General features: G+C 70.4%; 15 protein-coding genes. 5 read left to right on the forward strand and 10 right to left on the reverse strand.

The window, feature by feature from the left end; translation table 11 throughout:
• Positions 1-69: 69 nt before the first annotated feature.
• From lptM to MWN34_RS13140, 8 genes are all read right to left on the reverse strand, one after another.
• Complete coding sequence (gene lptM / locus MWN34_RS13105) at positions 70-276, reverse strand: LPS translocon maturation chaperone LptM (protein WP_247029750.1); 207 nt, start codon at positions 274-276, stop codon at positions 70-72.
• 86 nt (positions 277-362) lie between these two features.
• Positions 363-1,181 carry an exodeoxyribonuclease III gene (locus MWN34_RS13110; protein WP_247029751.1) on the reverse strand — a complete coding sequence of 273 codons (819 nt, stop codon included), beginning with the start codon at positions 1,179-1,181 and terminating at the stop codon, positions 363-365.
• 123 nt (positions 1,182-1,304) lie between these two features.
• Positions 1,305-2,471, reverse strand: coding sequence for an outer-membrane lipoprotein carrier protein LolA (locus MWN34_RS13115; protein ID WP_247029752.1), 1,167 nt, complete (start codon positions 2,469-2,471; stop codon positions 1,305-1,307).
• A 112-nt stretch (positions 2,472-2,583) separates the two neighbouring features.
• Positions 2,584-5,016 carry a DNA translocase FtsK gene (locus MWN34_RS13120; RefSeq protein ID WP_247029927.1) on the reverse strand — a complete coding sequence of 811 codons (2,433 nt, stop codon included), beginning with the start codon at positions 5,014-5,016 and terminating at the stop codon, positions 2,584-2,586.
• A 396-nt stretch (positions 5,017-5,412) separates the two neighbouring features.
• Positions 5,413-6,648 (reverse strand): aminotransferase class I/II-fold pyridoxal phosphate-dependent enzyme, encoded by a 1,236-nt coding sequence (locus MWN34_RS13125; protein WP_247029753.1) that lies wholly within the window; start codon positions 6,646-6,648, stop codon positions 5,413-5,415.
• 365 nt (positions 6,649-7,013) lie between these two features.
• The gene (locus MWN34_RS13130) at positions 7,014-8,372 is read right to left on the reverse strand and encodes an ammonium transporter (protein WP_247029754.1); all 1,359 of its coding nucleotides are present in this window, start codon (positions 8,370-8,372) and stop codon (positions 7,014-7,016) included.
• 47 nt (positions 8,373-8,419) lie between these two features.
• Positions 8,420-8,758, reverse strand: coding sequence for a P-II family nitrogen regulator (locus MWN34_RS13135; protein ID WP_247029755.1), 339 nt, complete (start codon positions 8,756-8,758; stop codon positions 8,420-8,422).
• 325 nt (positions 8,759-9,083) lie between these two features.
• On the reverse strand, positions 9,084-9,941 hold the full coding sequence (locus tag MWN34_RS13140; protein WP_247029928.1) for an acyl-CoA thioesterase: 858 nt from the start codon (positions 9,939-9,941) through the stop codon (positions 9,084-9,086).
• Positions 9,942-10,305: 364 nt separating this feature from the next.
• Between MWN34_RS13140 and MWN34_RS13145 the strand changes: the two genes are divergently transcribed.
• Positions 10,306-11,529 carry a ubiquinone biosynthesis hydroxylase gene (locus MWN34_RS13145; protein WP_247029929.1) on the forward strand — a complete coding sequence of 408 codons (1,224 nt, stop codon included), beginning with the start codon at positions 10,306-10,308 and terminating at the stop codon, positions 11,527-11,529.
• Positions 11,530-11,605: 76 nt separating this feature from the next.
• On the opposite strand, the gene MWN34_RS13150 is transcribed toward MWN34_RS13145, so the two are convergent.
• On the reverse strand, positions 11,606-11,836 hold the full coding sequence (locus MWN34_RS13150) for a Trm112 family protein (protein WP_247029756.1): 231 nt from the start codon (positions 11,834-11,836) through the stop codon (positions 11,606-11,608).
• A gap of 169 nt (positions 11,837-12,005) precedes the next feature.
• On the opposite strand from MWN34_RS13150, the gene MWN34_RS13155 reads away from it, so the two are divergent.
• Entirely contained in the window at positions 12,006-12,680 is a 675-nt protein-coding gene (locus MWN34_RS13155; RefSeq protein ID WP_247029757.1) for a GntR family transcriptional regulator, read from the forward strand.
• Positions 12,681-12,686: 6 nt separating this feature from the next.
• Here MWN34_RS13155 and MWN34_RS13160 read toward each other — a convergent pair whose 3' ends face one another.
• Positions 12,687-13,496 (reverse strand): gamma-glutamyl-gamma-aminobutyrate hydrolase family protein, encoded by an 810-nt coding sequence (locus MWN34_RS13160; RefSeq protein WP_247029758.1) that lies wholly within the window; start codon positions 13,494-13,496, stop codon positions 12,687-12,689.
• Positions 13,497-13,723: 227 nt separating this feature from the next.
• Between MWN34_RS13160 and MWN34_RS13165 the strand changes: the two genes are divergently transcribed.
• The 3 genes from MWN34_RS13165 to MWN34_RS13175 all read left to right on the forward strand — a co-directional run bounded on the left by MWN34_RS13165 (position 13,724) and on the right by MWN34_RS13175 (position 16,007).
• Positions 13,724-14,251 carry a prolyl-tRNA synthetase associated domain-containing protein gene (locus MWN34_RS13165; RefSeq protein ID WP_247029759.1) on the forward strand — a complete coding sequence of 176 codons (528 nt, stop codon included), beginning with the start codon at positions 13,724-13,726 and terminating at the stop codon, positions 14,249-14,251.
• Positions 14,252-14,342: 91 nt separating this feature from the next.
• Positions 14,343-15,269, forward strand: coding sequence for a thioredoxin (gene trxA, locus MWN34_RS13170; protein ID WP_247029760.1), 927 nt, complete (start codon positions 14,343-14,345; stop codon positions 15,267-15,269).
• Positions 15,270-15,335: 66 nt separating this feature from the next.
• Positions 15,336-16,007 carry an LON peptidase substrate-binding domain-containing protein gene (locus MWN34_RS13175; RefSeq protein ID WP_247029761.1) on the forward strand — a complete coding sequence of 224 codons (672 nt, stop codon included), beginning with the start codon at positions 15,336-15,338 and terminating at the stop codon, positions 16,005-16,007.
• The last annotated feature ends 70 nt before the right edge of the window (positions 16,008-16,077 follow it).

The following is a 16,077-nucleotide window of genomic DNA, read 5'->3' on the forward strand; positions in this document are numbered from 1 at the left end:
CCCCTGGAGGCGGCGGCAGGAACGGGAAGCGGCGGCAAGTGGAAGAGGCGGGACGGGGATCCGGCCGGCTCAGAGCAGCGGATCGAGCAGGAAGGGCTTGTGCGGCTTCTGGATGCCGGGGTCCTTGCCCGGCTTGCCGTCCGGACCCGGCTGCACCGAGCCCGGCGGCGGCTCCAGCGGGCCTTTCACGCCGCAGCCGCCGAGCGCCGCGGCGGCACCGAGCATCATGGCAAGGGCGAGAATGCGCGGAACACGGCACGAAGCGGGACGGGGCACGGGCGGATCCTCTTGAAAGCAGCCGCACTATAGCCAAAGCGGCGCGAAAGGCGAGACGGCAGCGGCGGATGGGAGACCCGCCGGGCTCAGGCGTCGAAGGTTGCGAGCACCGGCACATGGTCGGAGGGCCGCTCCCAGCCGCGCGCCTCGGTGAGCACGGTGAGGCCGGTGGCGGCGGGGGCAAGGTCCGGGCTTGCCCAGACATGATCGAGTCGCCGGCCGCGATTGGAGGCCTGCCAGTCCGCGGCGCGGTAGCTCCACCAGGTGTAGAGCTTTTCCTGCGGCGGGACGAAGCGGCGCATCACGTCCACCCAGCGCCCGGTGGCCTGAAGGCGGGTGAGCCGCTCCACCTCGACCGGGGTGTGGCTGACCACGTCGAGCAATTGCTTGTGGCTCCACACATCGGTGTCCAGCGGCGCGATGTTGAGATCGCCGACCAGGATCGAGCGCGTGCCGGGCACGGTCGGGTGCAGGGCCTCCCACGCGATCGCCTCGTCGAGGAAGGCGAGCTTGTGCCGGAATTTCGGGTTCTGCTCCGGGTCGGGAATGTCGCCGCCGGCGGGGATGTAGAAATTGTGCACGGTGAGCGGGGCGGAGAGGCCGGCCGCCGCGCCAAGGGTGACGGCGATATGGCGGGCATCGCCCATGTCGCAGAAGCCCTGCCGGGTCACGTCGTCGAAGGGCCGCTTCGAGAGCACCGCGACGCCGTGATAGCCCTTCTGTCCGTTGATCGCGACATGGGGATAGCCGAACTTTCCGATGTCCTTCAGCGGAAATCGGTCATCCGGGCACTTGGTCTCCTGCAGGCAGATGACGTCCGGCTGGAAGCGCTGGGCGAGCTGGCCGAGAAGCTCGATGCGCAGGCGCACCGAATTGATGTTCCAGGTGGCGATGGTGAGGGACACGAAGGGACCTTGAGCGGGCGGAAGGAAGGGGGACCGCGACGCGCGCCGCAGCACGGTGCCCTCTTTAGCAACCCCGGGCGCCGGGATGAAGCCGGCGATGCTGCTGCCCCGCCCCGTCGCGCCTCAGCGATTGATAACGAACAGGCCGGGATCGGGCTGATCGCGGGTGTTGAGGTGGGAGACCGCGACCGTGGTGTCGTAGCCCTGCGGGTCGGTGACCGTCCATTGCCGGAGCTGCGTGGTCTTGGCGTCGAACATGATCATCAGCTTGTAGGTGCCGACCATGGGCTGGTTCTCCTGCAGCACCACGGTGAGGAACACGTCGTCCTGGTAGACGCCGGTGACGTTGGCGTTGCGGGCGAGGTCGATGTTCTCGGCCAGCAGGAAGCGCAGCGGGGTCTGCGAGAGCTGGGAGATGTCTTGCGTCTTCAGCCGCTTGTCGCGGATCGACACCGAGCGGCCATCCGCCACCAGCACGATCTGGCTCGGCGGGGCGTATTCAAACAGAACGCGGCCGGGCTTGAGGATGTAGAACGTGCCGCGCTTGCGGGTGCCGTCCGGATCGACCTGCACGAAGTTGCCGGACATGAAGCGGAAGCTGTTGAAATAGCGGTTAATGCGGTCAACGATCGCGGCCGGGGCCATCTTGCCCGGCGCTGCGGCGAGCTGCACCGGTTCCGCCGGAGGCTCGGCGTCGGCCTGCGCATTCGTCTGCGAGATGGCGGCATCGGCGGGAATGGCGGCGGCTGCCGGCGCGGCGGGCGCCGGACCGGGTGACGGAGCGGCGGCAACCTGCGTCGCCGGCTGGCGGGCGGCCTGCATCGGGCCGGTTTCCTTCGGCAGCGGGGCGGGCAGCGGGCGCGGCGCGACGGCGGGCAGCGTGAGCGGGCCGTGATTTGCCGGGCTCGCCGCGGCGCTGCGGGTCGGCGGAACGGCGGTGCCGGGCGCGGCTCCCGGCAAAGCGGCGGGGGCGCCGACCGGCGGGGCCGCGCCATATTGCGGGGCGGGCGTACCGGCGGGCACGGCGCCCGCGGGCACGGCACCGGGCGGGGGAAGCTGCGCCGGCTGCTGGGCGGGGGCCTGCTGCTGCTTGGTCCACGGGAACAGCTTGCCGAAGAACTCGTCCGCCGCGCTCTGCGCCGAGGCGGCGGTGGGGGCCAGCGCAAGCAGCAGGCCGGTGGCCAGAAGAGCGGCGGTCCGCGCGGCGGCCCGCCTGCCGGCGACAGGAGTCCCGGCGAGGGTCCCGGTGCCGGCGGAGGCCGTCTTCAGCGATGCAGTCTTCAGGCGCATGATCCACTCGTGAGCAAGCCCGTCCGGGCTGAAGCCGTAACGTCAGGCGGTACGCCCCGCCTGTGGCGATCCTGTGGCCCGAACGGAAGCGGTGGTGCGGCGCGGCCCGCCTTCAGTCCTCCGCGCCGTCCCGGTCCATCAGGATCTCGCGCTTGCCGGCATGGTTGGCCGGGCCGACGAGGCCTTCCTTCTCCATCCGCTCCACCAGCGAGGCGGCGCGGTTGTAGCCGATCTGCAGGCGGCGCTGGATGTAGGAGGTGGAGCACTTGCCATCGCGCATCACCACGCCGACGGCCTGATCGTAGAGGTCGCCGCCGTCCTCCCCGCCCATGGCGCTGCGGTCGAACACCGCCCCGGCGTCGTCGTCGCTCTCGGGGTCGGAGGTCACCGCCTCGACATAGTCCGGCATGCCCTGCGCCTTCAGGTGGGCGACGACCTTCTCCACCTCCTGGTCGGAGACGAAGGGACCGTGCACGCGCGAGATGCGCCCGCCGCCCGCCATGTAGAGCATGTCGCCCTGGCCGAGCAGTTGCTCGGCGCCCATCTCGCCGAGGATGGTGCGCGAATCGATGCGGCTGGTGACCTGGAAGGAGATGCGGGTCGGGAAATTCGCCTTGATGGTGCCGGTGATGACGTCGACGCTTGGGCGCTGCGTCGCCATGATGAGGTGGATGCCGGCCGCGCGGGCCATCTGGGCGAGGCGCTGGATGGCGCCTTCGATCTCCTTGCCGGCCACCATCATCAGGTCGGCCATCTCGTCCACCACCACGACGATGTAGGGCAGCGGCTCGAGGTCCATCTCCTCGCGTTCATAGACCGCCTCGCCGGTTTCGCGGTCGAAGCCGGTCTGCACGGTGCGCACGATCGATTCGCCCTTGGAGATGGCCTCCAGCACGCGGGCATTGAAGCCGTCGATGTTGCGCACGCCGACCTTGGACATCTTCTTGTAGCGCTCCTCCATCTCGCGCACCGCCCATTTGAGGGCGACCACCGCCTTCTTGGGGTCGGTGACGACGGGGGAGAGCAGATGCGGGATGCCGTCATAGACGGAGAGTTCCAGCATCTTCGGGTCGATCATGATCAGGCGGCACTGCTCGGGCCGGTGGCGGTAGAGCAGCGACAGGATCATGGTGTTGATGGCGACCGACTTGCCCGAGCCGGTGGTGCCGGCCACCAGCAGATGCGGCATGCGGGCGAGATCGACGATCACCGGCTCCCCGCCGATGGTCTTGCCGAGCGCGATGGCGAGCTTCAGCGCGGTCTCGCCGAAATCCTTCGCGGTCAGGATCTCGCGCAGCAGCACCTTGTCGCGCCGCGGATTGGGCAGCTCGATGCCGATGGCGTTCTTGCCCGGAATCACGGCGACGCGCGCCGAGATCGCGCTCATCGAGCGGGCGATGTCGTCGGCGAGGCCGATGACGCGGCTCGACTTGATGCCGGGCGCGGGCTCCAGCTCATAGAGCGTGACCACCGGGCCGGGCCGCACATTGACGATGGAGCCGCGCACGCCGAACTCCTCCAGCACCCCTTCGAGGTCCTGGGCGATGTCGTTCAGCGCCTCCTGCGGCACCGAGGGGCCGCGATTGGGCGGCGGCGCGGCCAGCAGGTCGAGCGCCGGCATCTGGTAGCGGCGGCGGGCCTCCTCAAGGTCGGCGCGCCCTCCGGGGATCGAGCGCAGCGGCGGCCGGTTGCGCGCGCGGGGCGGCACGGGCAGCGGCTCCGGCGGGCGGTCGAAGGGGTCGTCGGGTTCGGGTTCCACCGGCTCGGGCACGAAGGTATCGAGGGGCGAATGACCGAAATTCGGCTCCGCGACCGCGCGGCGCTGCTCGATCGGCGGTTCCTCGCCGTCGAGGCCGACCATCTCGCGCAGCGTGCTCAGCACCCCGCCCCGCTGCGGCTTGCCGCGGGCGGTCCAGAGCCGGGCCTTCAGCGCCAGCGCGCCATGGGTGACGGCACCGAGGGTGAGCCAGCGGCGTCCGCCCTCCTCCTCCTCGTCCTCCTCGCCGGCGGCGGTGATCTCGAGCTCGTCCGGCTCGCTGAAGCCGATGCCGAGCGAGACCGGCAGCGCGACCAGCGCGCCGGCCAGGCAGATGCCGCCGATGACGATGTAGTCGAAGGAGGATAGCCAGCCGTCGAACAGGGCGGCCGGCACCGAGACCACGCCGTCGCCCAGCACGCCGCCGAGCCCGTTGGGCAGAGGCCAGGTGCCGAGCCGCGGCAGGCAGGCGGCGAAGCCGCAGGCCAGCACGACGCCGGCAAGCCAGGCGGACAGGCGCAGCCGCTCCCGACCGGGCGGGCGGTGCGTCATCATCATCCAGCCGCGCGCCGCCATCGGCAGCACGAGGGTCAGCGAGGCGACGCCGAAAAGCTGCATCATGAGGTCCGCGGTGGCGGCGCCGCTGCGGCCGAGCAGGTTGGCCGGCGCGGCGGCCGCCGAGCGGCTGAGGCTTGGGTCGTCCGCCGACCAGCTCGCCATCGCCACCATCATCAGCAGCGCGGCGGAGAGGACCACGAGGCCGAGCATCTCGGCCGCGCGCCGGCGCATCACATTGCCGACCTCCTCGGGCAGGAACCGCACCGGCTTGCCGGAGGCGACGCCGCCGCGCTTGCGGCGGGGGGCGCGGATCTCCTCGCGGGCGGGTTCGGCCCGCCGGGTCGGCCGGCGGGTGGGGCGCTCGGAGCGTTCATCGTCGAGCCGAGCGGAGCGGGCGGGCTCGGCTCGCCGCCCGCGCGGGCTTTCGAACTCCGGCTCGGCACGGCTGTCCGCCCGCGTGCGCCGGGCGGGGCGCGGGGCGCGGGGTTCCTCGTCATAGGGATCGCGATCGCGCGGCGCACGGGACCAGCCCGCTTCCGCGGGATCGTCGAATGCGGGCTCGAAGTTCCGGTCGCCCGGCTCCGTCCTCCTGCGTGCTGCCATGTCGCCCGCCGGCCTCCCGTCCGCCTATTCGAGCCCGTCGACCAGGCGGGTGAGCGCCGCCTCGGTCGTGGCCAGATCATGCACCAGTGCCACGCGCAGATAGTCCGCGCCCGGATTGCGTCCATCCGCATCGGAACGGCAGAGATAGCCGCCCGGAACGGTGCGCAGCCCCTCCCGCGCCCAGAGCCGCTTCGTGACCGCTTCGCCGCCGCCTTGGCGCCCGACGTCGAGCCAGAGGAAGAACCCGCCATCGGGCCGCCGGTAGCCGAAGCGGCTGGCGAGCCGCCGGTCGGCGAGATCGAACTTGGCGCGATAAAGGTCCCGGCTCGCGACCACATGGGTCTCGTCCGCCAGCGCGGCGATGCCGACATGCTGGATCGGCTCGGGCACCTGCGGAGCGGCGACATTGCGGAAATCGGCGAAGGCGGCAAGGAAATCGCCGTCGCCGGCACAGAAGCCGCAGCGCAGCCCCGGAAGGCTGGAGCGCTTCGACAGCGAGTTGAAGGCGACCACGCCGCGATAATCCGGCCCCGCCACCTCCAGCACGCCGGTCGGCGGGGCGTCGCCGAGCCAGATCTCGGAATAGCACTCGTCGGCGAACAGCATCACGCCATGGGCGCGGGTGAGCGCGACGAGGCGGGCGAGATAGGCGCGGCTCGCGACCGTGCCCTGCGGATTGGCGGGGGAGGCGAGATAGAGCGCGACCGCGGGGCCTAGAATCTCGGGGGTGAGGGCGTCGAGATCCGGCAGCCAGCCGCCGGAGGCGGGCAGCGGCAGCGGCACGCTGGTGCAACCGGCGGCCTCCGCGCCCGCGCCATAGGCGGCGTAGAACGGGTTCGGCAGCAGCACGGTCGGGCGGGCCTGCTTGGTGGACGGGGCGAGCCGGCGGGCCAGCAGGGCGGCGGCGAAAAGGCCCTCGCGCGAGCCGTTCAGCACCAGCACCTCGCGCTCGATGTCGAGCGGGCGCGGCAGGGTGTAGCGCCGGCCGAACCAGTCGGCGACGGCGCGGCGGAATGCGGGCAGGCCCTTGCCGGCCGGATAGCGCCCGAAGCCGGCGAGATGGGCTGCGAGCACCGGGCCGACAAAATCCGGCATGGCATGCTGCGGCTCGCCGACCGCGAGGCTGAGCGCCGGCTTGCCGGGGGCGATGCCGGCGAGCAGTTCGGTGAGACGCACGAAGGGCGAACGCGCCGCCGGCCCCGCATCCGCCGCGGCGGAGGAGGCATTCGGGACGGGGGCGGGCTGCGGAACATGGTTCATGGTTCGCACATCCTAGGAGCCGGCGGTAAAGGGGCTCTTAACCATCCCGCCAGATTCGACGATCGGTATGATCCGGGGCGGCCGTTCCGCCGGCGGGCGATATCCGCGACGCTCCGGCATCAGGACGGATCTGGATGATGCGTGCGGCGGCGGGGCATGCCGGCGGGACGAATCACACCCGGCCGGCGGCCAAGGACATGCGCGCGCGTCCTTCTGGAGGCAATGGCGGGGCCGCAAAAGAAAACCCCGGCCGCAGGGCCGGGGTTCGAGTTCGGGAGGCGTCGGCATGGACGATGCGGGGGCGCCAAGGCGTCGGCGCATCGTCCGAAAGGCTGGCGCGGCGGAGGCGCCGCGCCGGGAAACGGTCAGGAGTGGTAGGCGCGCTCGCCGTGCTCGGAGATGTCGAGACCCTCGCGCTCCTTCTCCACCGACGGGCGCAGGCCGACGATCACGTCCACGACCTTGTAGAGGATCGCCGAGACGACGCCGCACCACACGATGGTGATGAGGACCGCCTGGGCCTGGACGGCGACCTGGTGGCCCATCGCATAGTCGGCGACGCCCGGGCCGCCGAGGGCCGGGGAGACGACGATGCCGGTGCCGATGGCGCCGATCATGCCGCCGATGCCGTGGACGCCGAAGACGTCGAGGCTGTCGTCATAGCCGAGCGCGTTCTTCACCGTGGTGCAGAAGAAGAAGCACACGATGGAGGCGACGAAGCCGAGGACGATCGCGCCGATCGGGCCGGCGAGGCCGGCGGCGGGGGTGATGGCGACGAGGCCCGCGACCATGCCGGAGATGGCGCCGAGCATGGAGGGCTTGCCCTTCACCATCCACTCGATGAAGGTCCAGCCGATGATGGCGCCGGCGGTGGCGACGAAGGTGTTGACGAAGGCGAGCAGGGCGCCGCCGCTGGCTTCAAGGTTGGAGCCGGCGTTGAACCCGAACCAGCCGACCCACAGGACGCTGGCGCCGACCATGGCGAAGGGCAGCGAGTGGGGAGGCATCAGTTCCTTGCCGTAGCCGGTGCGCTTGCCGATGATGAGCGCGCCAACGAGGCCCGCGACGCCGGCATTGATGTGCACCACGGTGCCGCCGGCGAAGTCCAGCGCGCCGATGCCGAACAGGTAGCCCTCGGAGAACCACACCATGTGGGCGATCGGATAATAGACCAGCGTCACCCAGAGGATGGTGAACAGCACGATGGCCGAGAACTTGATGCGCTCCGCGAAGGCGCCGATGATCAGGCCGGGGGTGATGGCCGAGAAGGTCATCTGGAAGGCCATGAAGGCGTATTCGGGGATCAGCACGCCCTTGGTGAAGGTTTCCGAGGTCGTGTCCGGCGTGACGCCGGCGAGGAACGCCTTGGAGAAGCCGCCGATGAATGCATTACCCGAGGTGAAGGCTAGGCTGTAGCCGTAGAACACCCACAGCACCATCATCACCGCGCAGATCACCGTGACCTGCATCAGCACGGAGAGCATGTTCTTGGCGCGCACGAGGCCGCCATAGAACAGAGCGAGGCCGGGGACGGTCATGAACAGGACCAGCACCGAGGACAGCATCATCCAAACGGTGTCGGCCTTGTTCACGGTGCCGGCGACGGCCGCCGGCGCATCGGTGGTCGCGGCGGGCGCCGCGTCCTGGGCGAAGGCCGACGCTGCAGCCAGCGTGGCGACCGCCAGCACGGGAAGGCCCGCGCGTATCCACTTCTTCATCGTCATGAGGTGAGTGCTCCGTCGCAATCGAATGTCAGCTGAAGGGCGCGGGATCAGAGGGCGTCGACGTCGGTTTCGCCGGTGCGGATGCGCACGGCCTGGTCGATCGCGAAGACGAAGATCTTGCCGTCACCGATCTGGCCGGTCTTGGCGGACGTCGTGATCGCGTCGATGACCTTCGGCACCAGATCGCTGGAAACGGCGACCTCGATCTTGAGCTTCGGCAGGAAGCTCACCGCATATTCGGCGCCGCGGTAGATTTCGGTGTGGCCCTTCTGGCGGCCGTAACCCTTGACTTCCGTGACGGTCAGCCCGTGCACGCCGATGCCCGTGAGGGCATCCCGGACTTCCTCAAGCTTGAAAGGCTTGATGATAGCCATGACGATCTTCATGGTTCCTGTCCCCGATTAGCCCCGAGCCGCGACACGCTGGTTCGGGGTCGTTATGTCGGACGCGCCGTGGCGGGTTTGCCCCCGGCCCTGTCGGTCAATCCGGGGGTGAGGAATCAATTCCCGTGCCAAGCGAGGCGCGACAAGGCCGTGCGCGCGTTTCGCCGCAGTTCGGGGTCAGGTGCTTTGAAGGTGAAAAGACCGCGCCCGGCAGGTTTCGCCGGGATCGCCGCGGCCGCGTACCGGACCGGATGCCCAATTCTTCAGCGCGGCTATCCGGGTGCCGCAGTCTCGCCACTGATGAAGGCAAATGCTGCCCATTAATTCATCAGCGGGCCAGCCGGATGAGTCCTTCCTGGGCGACGGACGCCACGATCCGCCCCGCGCGGTCATGGATCAGCCCGCGGGCGAGGCCGCGCCCGGAGCCGGCGGCGGGGCTGTCCTGGGCGTAGAGCAGCCAGTCGTCGATGCGGAACGGGCGGTGCAGCCACAGTGCGTGGTCGAGGCTGGCGGCGAGGATCTCGTCGTTGAACACGCTGGTCCCGTGCTCGATCAGCGTCGTTTCCAGCAACGTCATGTCGGAGGTGTAGGCCAGCATCGCCCGGTGCAGCTCCGGGACGTCCGGCACCGGGCCGACCGTTCGGAACCAGATGTACTGGCGCCCCCCGGCTCCCGTGCCTTCCGGCGGGCGGTCGAGATGAACGGGACGCAGCTCGATGGGGCGCACCCGGGTCCAGTAGGCCCGCACCCTTTCCGGCAGCCGGGCCAGTGCCGCACCGCGCTCGGCCATGGGCGGGATATCCTCGGGCGCCGGAACTCCCTCCGGCAGGGCGAAGCTGTGTTCGAAGCCCGGCTCGCCGCGATGGAACGACACCGACATGATGAAGATCGGCCGGCCGTGCTGAACCGCCACCACCCGGCGGGTGGCGAAGCTGCGCCCGTCGCGCACCCGCTCCACCTCGTAGACGATCGGCACCTGCGGATCGCCGGCCAGGATGAAATAGGCGTGCATCGAGTGGGCGGCGATGTCCTCCACCGTGCGCTGCGCGGCGACCAGCGCCTGCGCCAGCACCTGCCCGCCGAAGACGCGCTTGGCGATCACCAGCCATTCCGGCGGGGGATTGGTGCCGCGGAACAGGTTGACCTCGATCGGCTCAAGATCGAGCAGGCGGTGGAAGCCATCCATCAGCGCGGCGGCCTGCGGATCGATCTCCCGCGCGGGGGCCGGGGGAAGCGTCTCGTGTCCGCTGCTGCGCTCGCCGTCCATCCTGTCCCTCCGGTCCGAATGTCCGAAACGGACATGATTCGTCTGCGTGGCCTGTACCCGTGACCCGTCGCCGTGACCTGTCGCATTGTCACGGCCACCCTAGCTAAGCATAAGGGAGCGCGCGGGCAATCGCGGCGGGTGCACCTGCCGCGATGCCGTGCCGAGGAGAATTGCCGTGCCCCAGAACGATGTGACCGCGCACGCCGTGACGACCCCGTCGCCGTCCGCCGCGCCGCAGCCGGAATCCGGCCGTCCCGGACGGACCGCACCCGCGCGGGTCGACGTGGCCATTGCCGGAGGCGGGCTCGGCGGGCTGGCGCTGGCGCTGGCGCTGCGGCACGGGCTGGGGCCGGACGCCCGCATCCTCGTGGCCGACCCTGCCTTCGCCCGAGGCCCGGCCCTGGGCGATGCCCGCGCCTCCGCCATCGCCGCCGGCGCCCGTCGCCTGCTCGAGACGCTCGGCGTCTGGCCGGCGGTCGCCCCCGAGGCGCAGCCCATGCTGACCATGGAGATCACCGATTCGAAGCTCGGCGACGCGGCGCGCCCGGTGTTCCTCTCCTTCGACGGCGAGATACCGGCGCGCGCCGCGGCCGAAAATGGCGAGCCCTTCGCCCATATGGTCGCCAATGTCGCGCTGCAGGCCGCCCTCACCGCTGCCGCGCAGGCCGCCGGCATCACGATGGTGAATGCCGGCGTCACCGCCTTCGCCGCCGATTCGCGCGGCGCAACGCTCACCCTCGCCGACGGGAGCACCGTCACGGCCGCACTCGTCGCCGCCTGCGATGGCGGGCGCTCGCGGCTGCGCTCCCTCGCCGGCATCGGCACGGTGGGCTGGCCCTATGGCCAGTCCGGCATCGTGCTGACCGTCGGCCATGAGCGCGACCATGAGGGCAAGGCGATCGAGCATTTCCTGCCCGCCGGACCCTTCGCCCTGCTGCCGCTCACCGGCCGGCGCACCTCCATCGTGTGGACCGAGCGCACCGACACCGCCAAGCGCCTGCTGGAGCTGCCGCGCGTGGTGTTCCATGACGAGCTGGAGCAGCGCTTCGGCCTCGCCCTCGGGGCCATCGAGATCCTGGACACGCCACGCGCCTATCCGCTCGGCTTCCAGATGGCGCGCAGCTTCATCGGCCCGCGCCTTGCGCTCGTCGGGGACGCCGCGCACACCATCCATCCCATCGCCGGGCAGGGGCTGAATATGGGGCTGCGCGATGTCGCGGCCCTGGCCGAGGCGATCACCGACGCGGCGCGGCTCGGGCTCGACATGGGCGGGCCGGAGGTTCTGGAGCGCTACCAGCGCTGGCGGCGCTTCGATACCCTCGCCATGGGGGTGGCGACCGACGGGCTGAACCGGCTGTTCTCCAACCGCTCCGACGGTCTGCGGCTGCTGCGCGATGTCGGCATGGGGATGGTGGAGCGGCTGCCGCGCCTGAAGGACCTCTTCATCCGCGACGCCGCCGGCCTTGGCGGCCGGCCGCCGAAGCTGCTGCGCGGGGAAGCGTTGTAGAAGCCGCTTCACGTGAAGCGGAAACCGTTGACGGGAAGGAAACGCTCCGCCCGACGCGCTTCACCAGCGTGCGCCGTCAGCGTGCCGCGTCCAGCGGGCGGGCCTCGTCCACCAGCATGATCGGAATGCCGTCGCGGATCGGATAGGCGAGCCGTGCGCCGCGCGAGATCAGCTCACGGGCCTCGCGGTCATATTCCAGCGCCCCCTTGGTCAGCGGGCAGACCAGTATTTCCAAGAGCTTGGGGTCGATCTCGTGCCCGGAGCGGGGCAGCTCGGTGCGCGGGTCGGAGACGCTGGGGTGGGCCATGGCATTCCTCGTGTCGTGATTCGGCGGCGCCCGTGCGGGAACGCCGCGCCTGACATTGCCACCGGCTCGTGTCAGAACAAAGCCTGCGCTTTCCCCATCGATTCAAGGCCTTCGACGTCGCCCGTTCCGATCCTTTGCCCCGATTCCCCGCTTCGAGCCGATGCCCGTGATGGACCCGCCTCTTCTCGCCCTCGCCTCCGATCCTCGCCTGCCGGGGGAGACGGTCCAGCAATGGGTGTTCCGCCGGCTGCGCCGCACGGTGATGACCGGCCGATTTCCTCCGGGACAGGCGGTGACCATACGCGGGCTCGCCGAGGCGCTTGGCGTTTCGGCCATGCCGGTGCGCGAGGCGCTCGCCCGGCTGGTGGCGGAGCGGGCGCTGGTGCTGCTCGACAACCGCCGAGTGCGGGTGCCGGAGATGACGGCGCGCCGCTTCGAGGAACTGGTGACGACGCGCACGCTTCTGGAAACCGAGGCGGCGGCGCGGTCCCTGCCGCTGGCCGATGCCGCCTTCCGGTCGCGTCTCGCCGTGCTGAACCACGAATCCGATCTCGCCGTGGCGCGGAGCGACACCGACGCCACCATCGAGACCAACCTCGCCTTCCACACCGCCTTCTATGGCGGGCGGCCGGACAATGTGCTGCTGCCGTTGATCGAATCGGTATGGCTGCAGATCGGCCCGTTCATGCGCATGGCACTGATCGACCTCGACCAGCATTACACGGTGGACCGCCACGCCGAGGCGCTGGAGGCGCTGGCCGCCGGCGACGAGGCCGGCTTGCGCCGCGCGATCGAGGCCGACATCCGCGACGGCATCGGCCATCTCTTCGCGCAGATTGGCTGAGCCGACCTATTCCGCCGCCTTCAGCGCGTCGCCGCGCCGTTGCGCGGCATAGGCGCGGGCCGCCGCGCCGAAGGCCTCGAACAGGCCGGCGGAGAGCCGGTCCTGCCAGAACCGCCATTCCGGGTGCCACTGCACGGCGAGGGCGAAGCCGGGCGCGTCCTGCACCCGGAAGGCTTCGACCAGCCCGTCATCGGCCCTTGCCTCGACGGCGAGACGCGGCGCCAGCCGGTCGATGCCCTGCCCGTGCAGCGAGTTGACGCTCCAGCGCCCCGCACCGGCGAGGCCGGCGAGCAGGCCGCCGGGCGCAAGGCTCACCTCATGGGCGTGGCCGTACTGCTCCTCGATCGAGCGGGTGCCGTCCTCGCGGTGGTCGAAATGGCCGGGCTGCTCGTGCACTTTCTGATGCAGGCTGCCGCCGAGCGCGACATTCATCTCCTGAAAGCCGCGGCAGACCCCGAACAGCGGCACGCCGCGCTCGACGCAGGCGCGGATCAGCGGCAGCGAGACGACATCGCGATGCGGGTCGGCCGGCAGCGGGGGATCATAGGGCGTGCCGCCATACAGCGCGGGTTCGACATTGGAGGGGCTGCCCGGCAGGAAGATGCCGTCCACCAGCGCGAAGATCTCCTCCAGCACCGCCGTCTCGCTCATGGAACCGTCGACGTCCGACATCCGGCCCGGCAGCATGACCGGATAGGTGTCGGCGCCGCGCGCGACCGCGAACAGGTATTTCTCGGTCACGCCATGGGTGACATGGCCGGAGCCGGGCTTCACGTCCGAGATGACGCCGATGACGGGACGCGTGAGCTGGCGCATGGGGAGATATCCTGCGTGCGTGGCCTGACTGACGGCCACCTCAATGTGATCACGTTCGATGTGGGAGCGCGGGGGCGCTTCTGTCAACGCCCCGCATGCGGAGCGGGCGCGCAAATGTCGCCGCGCGGCATCGCCGGTGTCGCCTTCGGGAAGCCGCGGCGCCTTGTTCCGCCTGCCCCGTCGTCCTAGAAGCGGGCTTTCCCGAGACATGAGCCGAGAGACGCCCGATGACCGCCCCGCTGACGCCCGAAGACCTGTTCGCCCGTCTCGCTGCGCTCGGCATCGCGGTCTCGACGGTGGAGCATGCGCCGGTGTTCACGGTGGCGGAATCGCAGGCGCTGCTGGACACCCTGCCCGGCGGTCACACCAAGAACCTGTTCCTCAAGGACAAGAAGGGCCAGCTCTTCCTTGTCGTGGTCGAGGAGACTGCGCGGGTCGACCTCAAGAGCCTGCACGGCCCGCTCGGCGCAGCGAGCCGGCTGTCCTTCGGCAGCGCCGAGCTGCTGGAGGAGGTGCTGGGGGTGAAGCCCGGCGCGGTGACCGCCTTCGGCCCGGTGAACGACACGCAGGGCCGGGTGAAAGTGGTGCTGGACGCCGAGCTGATGGAACATGCCGTGCTGAACTGCCACCCGCTCGTCAACACCGCGACCACGGCGATCGCGCGCGAGGATCTGGTGCGCTTCCTGCGCGAGACCGGGCACGAGCCGGTGATCCTCGCCGTGCCGAAGCTCGCCGGGGAGCCGGCGGAGGCGTGAGGGGGGCCGCGTTCCATTTGCGCGGTTGCATTCCGGCACCTTCTGCCCCATCTGATCGCTCGACAGAGCCGCGCTTTTTCCGAGGTGATCCATGCTGCTGAACCAGACCGGAACCCCCGCCGACCCGAACACCGCAGGCGGCGCAGCGGCCGATGACGTGGTGATCGACACCACCACCCGCACCTTCATGAAGGACGTGGTGGAGGAGTCGCGCCGCCGGCCCGTGCTGGTCGATTTCTGGGCGCCGTGGTGCGGCCCGTGCAAGCAGCTCACCCCGGTGATCGAGAAGGTGGTGCGCGGCGCCAAGGGCAAGGTGCGCCTCGCCAAGATGAACACCGACGAGCATCCGCAGGTCGCCCAGCAGCTCGGCATCCAGTCGCTGCCCACCGTCTATGCCTTCGTCAACGGCCAGCCGGTCGACGGCTTCATGGGCGCGCAGTCCGAGAAGCAGGTGCAGACCTTTATCGAGAAGCTGCTCGGCGGCGCGGTCGGCGACATCGCCGAGATCGTGGAGAGCGGCGAAGCGGCGCTCGCCGAGGGTGACCTTGCCGGCGCCATCGAGATCTTCGCCGCGGTGCTCGGCGAGGAACCGGAGAATGTCCGCGCGCTCGCGGGCATCGCCAAGGCCCAGCTTGCGGCCGGCCAGCCCGAGCAGGCCAAGGCGACGCTCGCCAGCCTGCCGGACAAGATCGCGCTCGACCCGGCCATCGCCGCTGTGCGCGCGGCGATCGAGCTGGAGGAGGCGGCCGCTGCGCTGGGCGATGTCGGCGCGCTGGAGGCGAAGGTCGCCGCCGCTCCCGCCGACCATCAGGCCCGCTTCGATCTCGCCGTGGCGCTGAACGCGCGCGGCAGGAAAGAGGAGGCGGTGGACCAGCTCCTCACCATCGTGAAGAAGGACCGGAGCTGGAACGAGGACGGCGCGCGCAAGCAGCTCGTGCAGTTCTTCGAGGCCTGGGGCCCCGCCGACCCGATGACCCTGGCCGGCCGCCGCAAGCTGTCCTCGATCCTGTTCGCCTGACGTTTTCGTCTTTGACGTGCCGGCCTGCCCGCTCGTCCTGTTCCCGTACCTGACCGGAGGCCCGCCATGCCGATCAACCATCCTTATGCGGGACCGGACGAGCTGCCGGAGCTCATTCCGCTGTTCCCGCTCGACGGCGCGCTGCTGCTGCCGCGCTGCCAGCTCCCGCTCAACATCTTCGAGCCGCGCTATATGGAGATGGTGGACCGGGCGCTTGCCGGGGCGCGGCTGATCGGCATGATCCAGACCGACGCGAAGGGCGTCGGCTTGGGCGACCCGCATCTCGCCCCGGTCGGCTGCGTCGGGCGCATCACCGAGATCGCCGAGACCGGCAATGGCCGCTACGTGATGAACCTCACCGGCGTCGCCCGCTTCCGGCTGGTGCGCGAGGTGCCGAGCGAGAACGCGTTCCGCGTGGGAGCGGTGGATTTCGGCGGTTTCACCGACGACTTCGTGCCCGATCGCGGTGCCGACGCGGTGGACCGTTCGGCGGTGCTGCGCACGCTGGCGGACTATCTGGAAGCCAATACGCTGGAAGCGGACTGGGACAACATCAAGAGCACGCCCAACGAGGCGCTGGTGAACGGGCTCGCCATGATGGCGCCCTTCGGCGTACGCGAGAAGCAGGCGCTGCTGGAGGCGCCCGACCTGCGCAGCCGCGCCGACATCCTGATTGCGGTCACCGAGATGTCGCTGGTGCGCGCCACGGCCGAGGGCGGCGACGCCCCGCTCCAGTGACCGGCGGCGACGCCCCGCTCCAGTGACCAGCGGCGATGCCCCCTCCAGTGACCGGCGGCGCGCCGTGCTG

The organism is Ancylobacter crimeensis, assembly GCF_023016805.1.
In the GTDB taxonomy this organism is placed as follows: Bacteria; Pseudomonadota; Alphaproteobacteria; order Rhizobiales; family Xanthobacteraceae; genus Ancylobacter; species Ancylobacter crimeensis.

Bases quoted from the DNA above. Each gene is read 5' to 3' on its own strand.
- MWN34_RS13115 (WP_247029752.1), bottom strand. From the start codon at position 2,471: ATGCGCCTGAAGACTGCATCGCTGAAGACGGCCTCCGCCGGCACCGGG.
- MWN34_RS13120 (WP_247029927.1), bottom strand. From the start codon at position 5,016: ATGCGCCGGCGCGCGGCCGAGATGCTCGGCCTCGTGGTCCTCTCCGCC.
- MWN34_RS13125 (WP_247029753.1), bottom strand. From the start codon at position 6,648: ATGAACCATGTTCCGCAGCCCGCCCCCGTCCCGAATGCCTCCTCCGCC.
- MWN34_RS13130 (WP_247029754.1), bottom strand. From the start codon at position 8,372: ATGACGATGAAGAAGTGGATACGCGCGGGCCTTCCCGTGCTGGCGGTC.
- MWN34_RS13135 (WP_247029755.1), bottom strand. From the start codon at position 8,758: ATGAAGATCGTCATGGCTATCATCAAGCCTTTCAAGCTTGAGGAAGTC.
- MWN34_RS13140 (WP_247029928.1), bottom strand. From the start codon at position 9,941: ATGGATGGCTTCCACCGCCTGCTCGATCTTGAGCCGATCGAGGTCAAC.
- MWN34_RS13150 (WP_247029756.1), bottom strand. From the start codon at position 11,836: ATGGCCCACCCCAGCGTCTCCGACCCGCGCACCGAGCTGCCCCGCTCC.
- MWN34_RS13155 (WP_247029757.1), top strand. From the start codon at position 12,006: ATGGACCCGCCTCTTCTCGCCCTCGCCTCCGATCCTCGCCTGCCGGGG.
- MWN34_RS13160 (WP_247029758.1), bottom strand. From the start codon at position 13,496: ATGCGCCAGCTCACGCGTCCCGTCATCGGCGTCATCTCGGACGTGAAG.
- MWN34_RS13165 (WP_247029759.1), top strand. From the start codon at position 13,724: ATGACCGCCCCGCTGACGCCCGAAGACCTGTTCGCCCGTCTCGCTGCG.
- trxA (WP_247029760.1), top strand. From the start codon at position 14,343: ATGCTGCTGAACCAGACCGGAACCCCCGCCGACCCGAACACCGCAGGC.
- MWN34_RS13175 (WP_247029761.1), top strand. From the start codon at position 15,336: ATGCCGATCAACCATCCTTATGCGGGACCGGACGAGCTGCCGGAGCTC.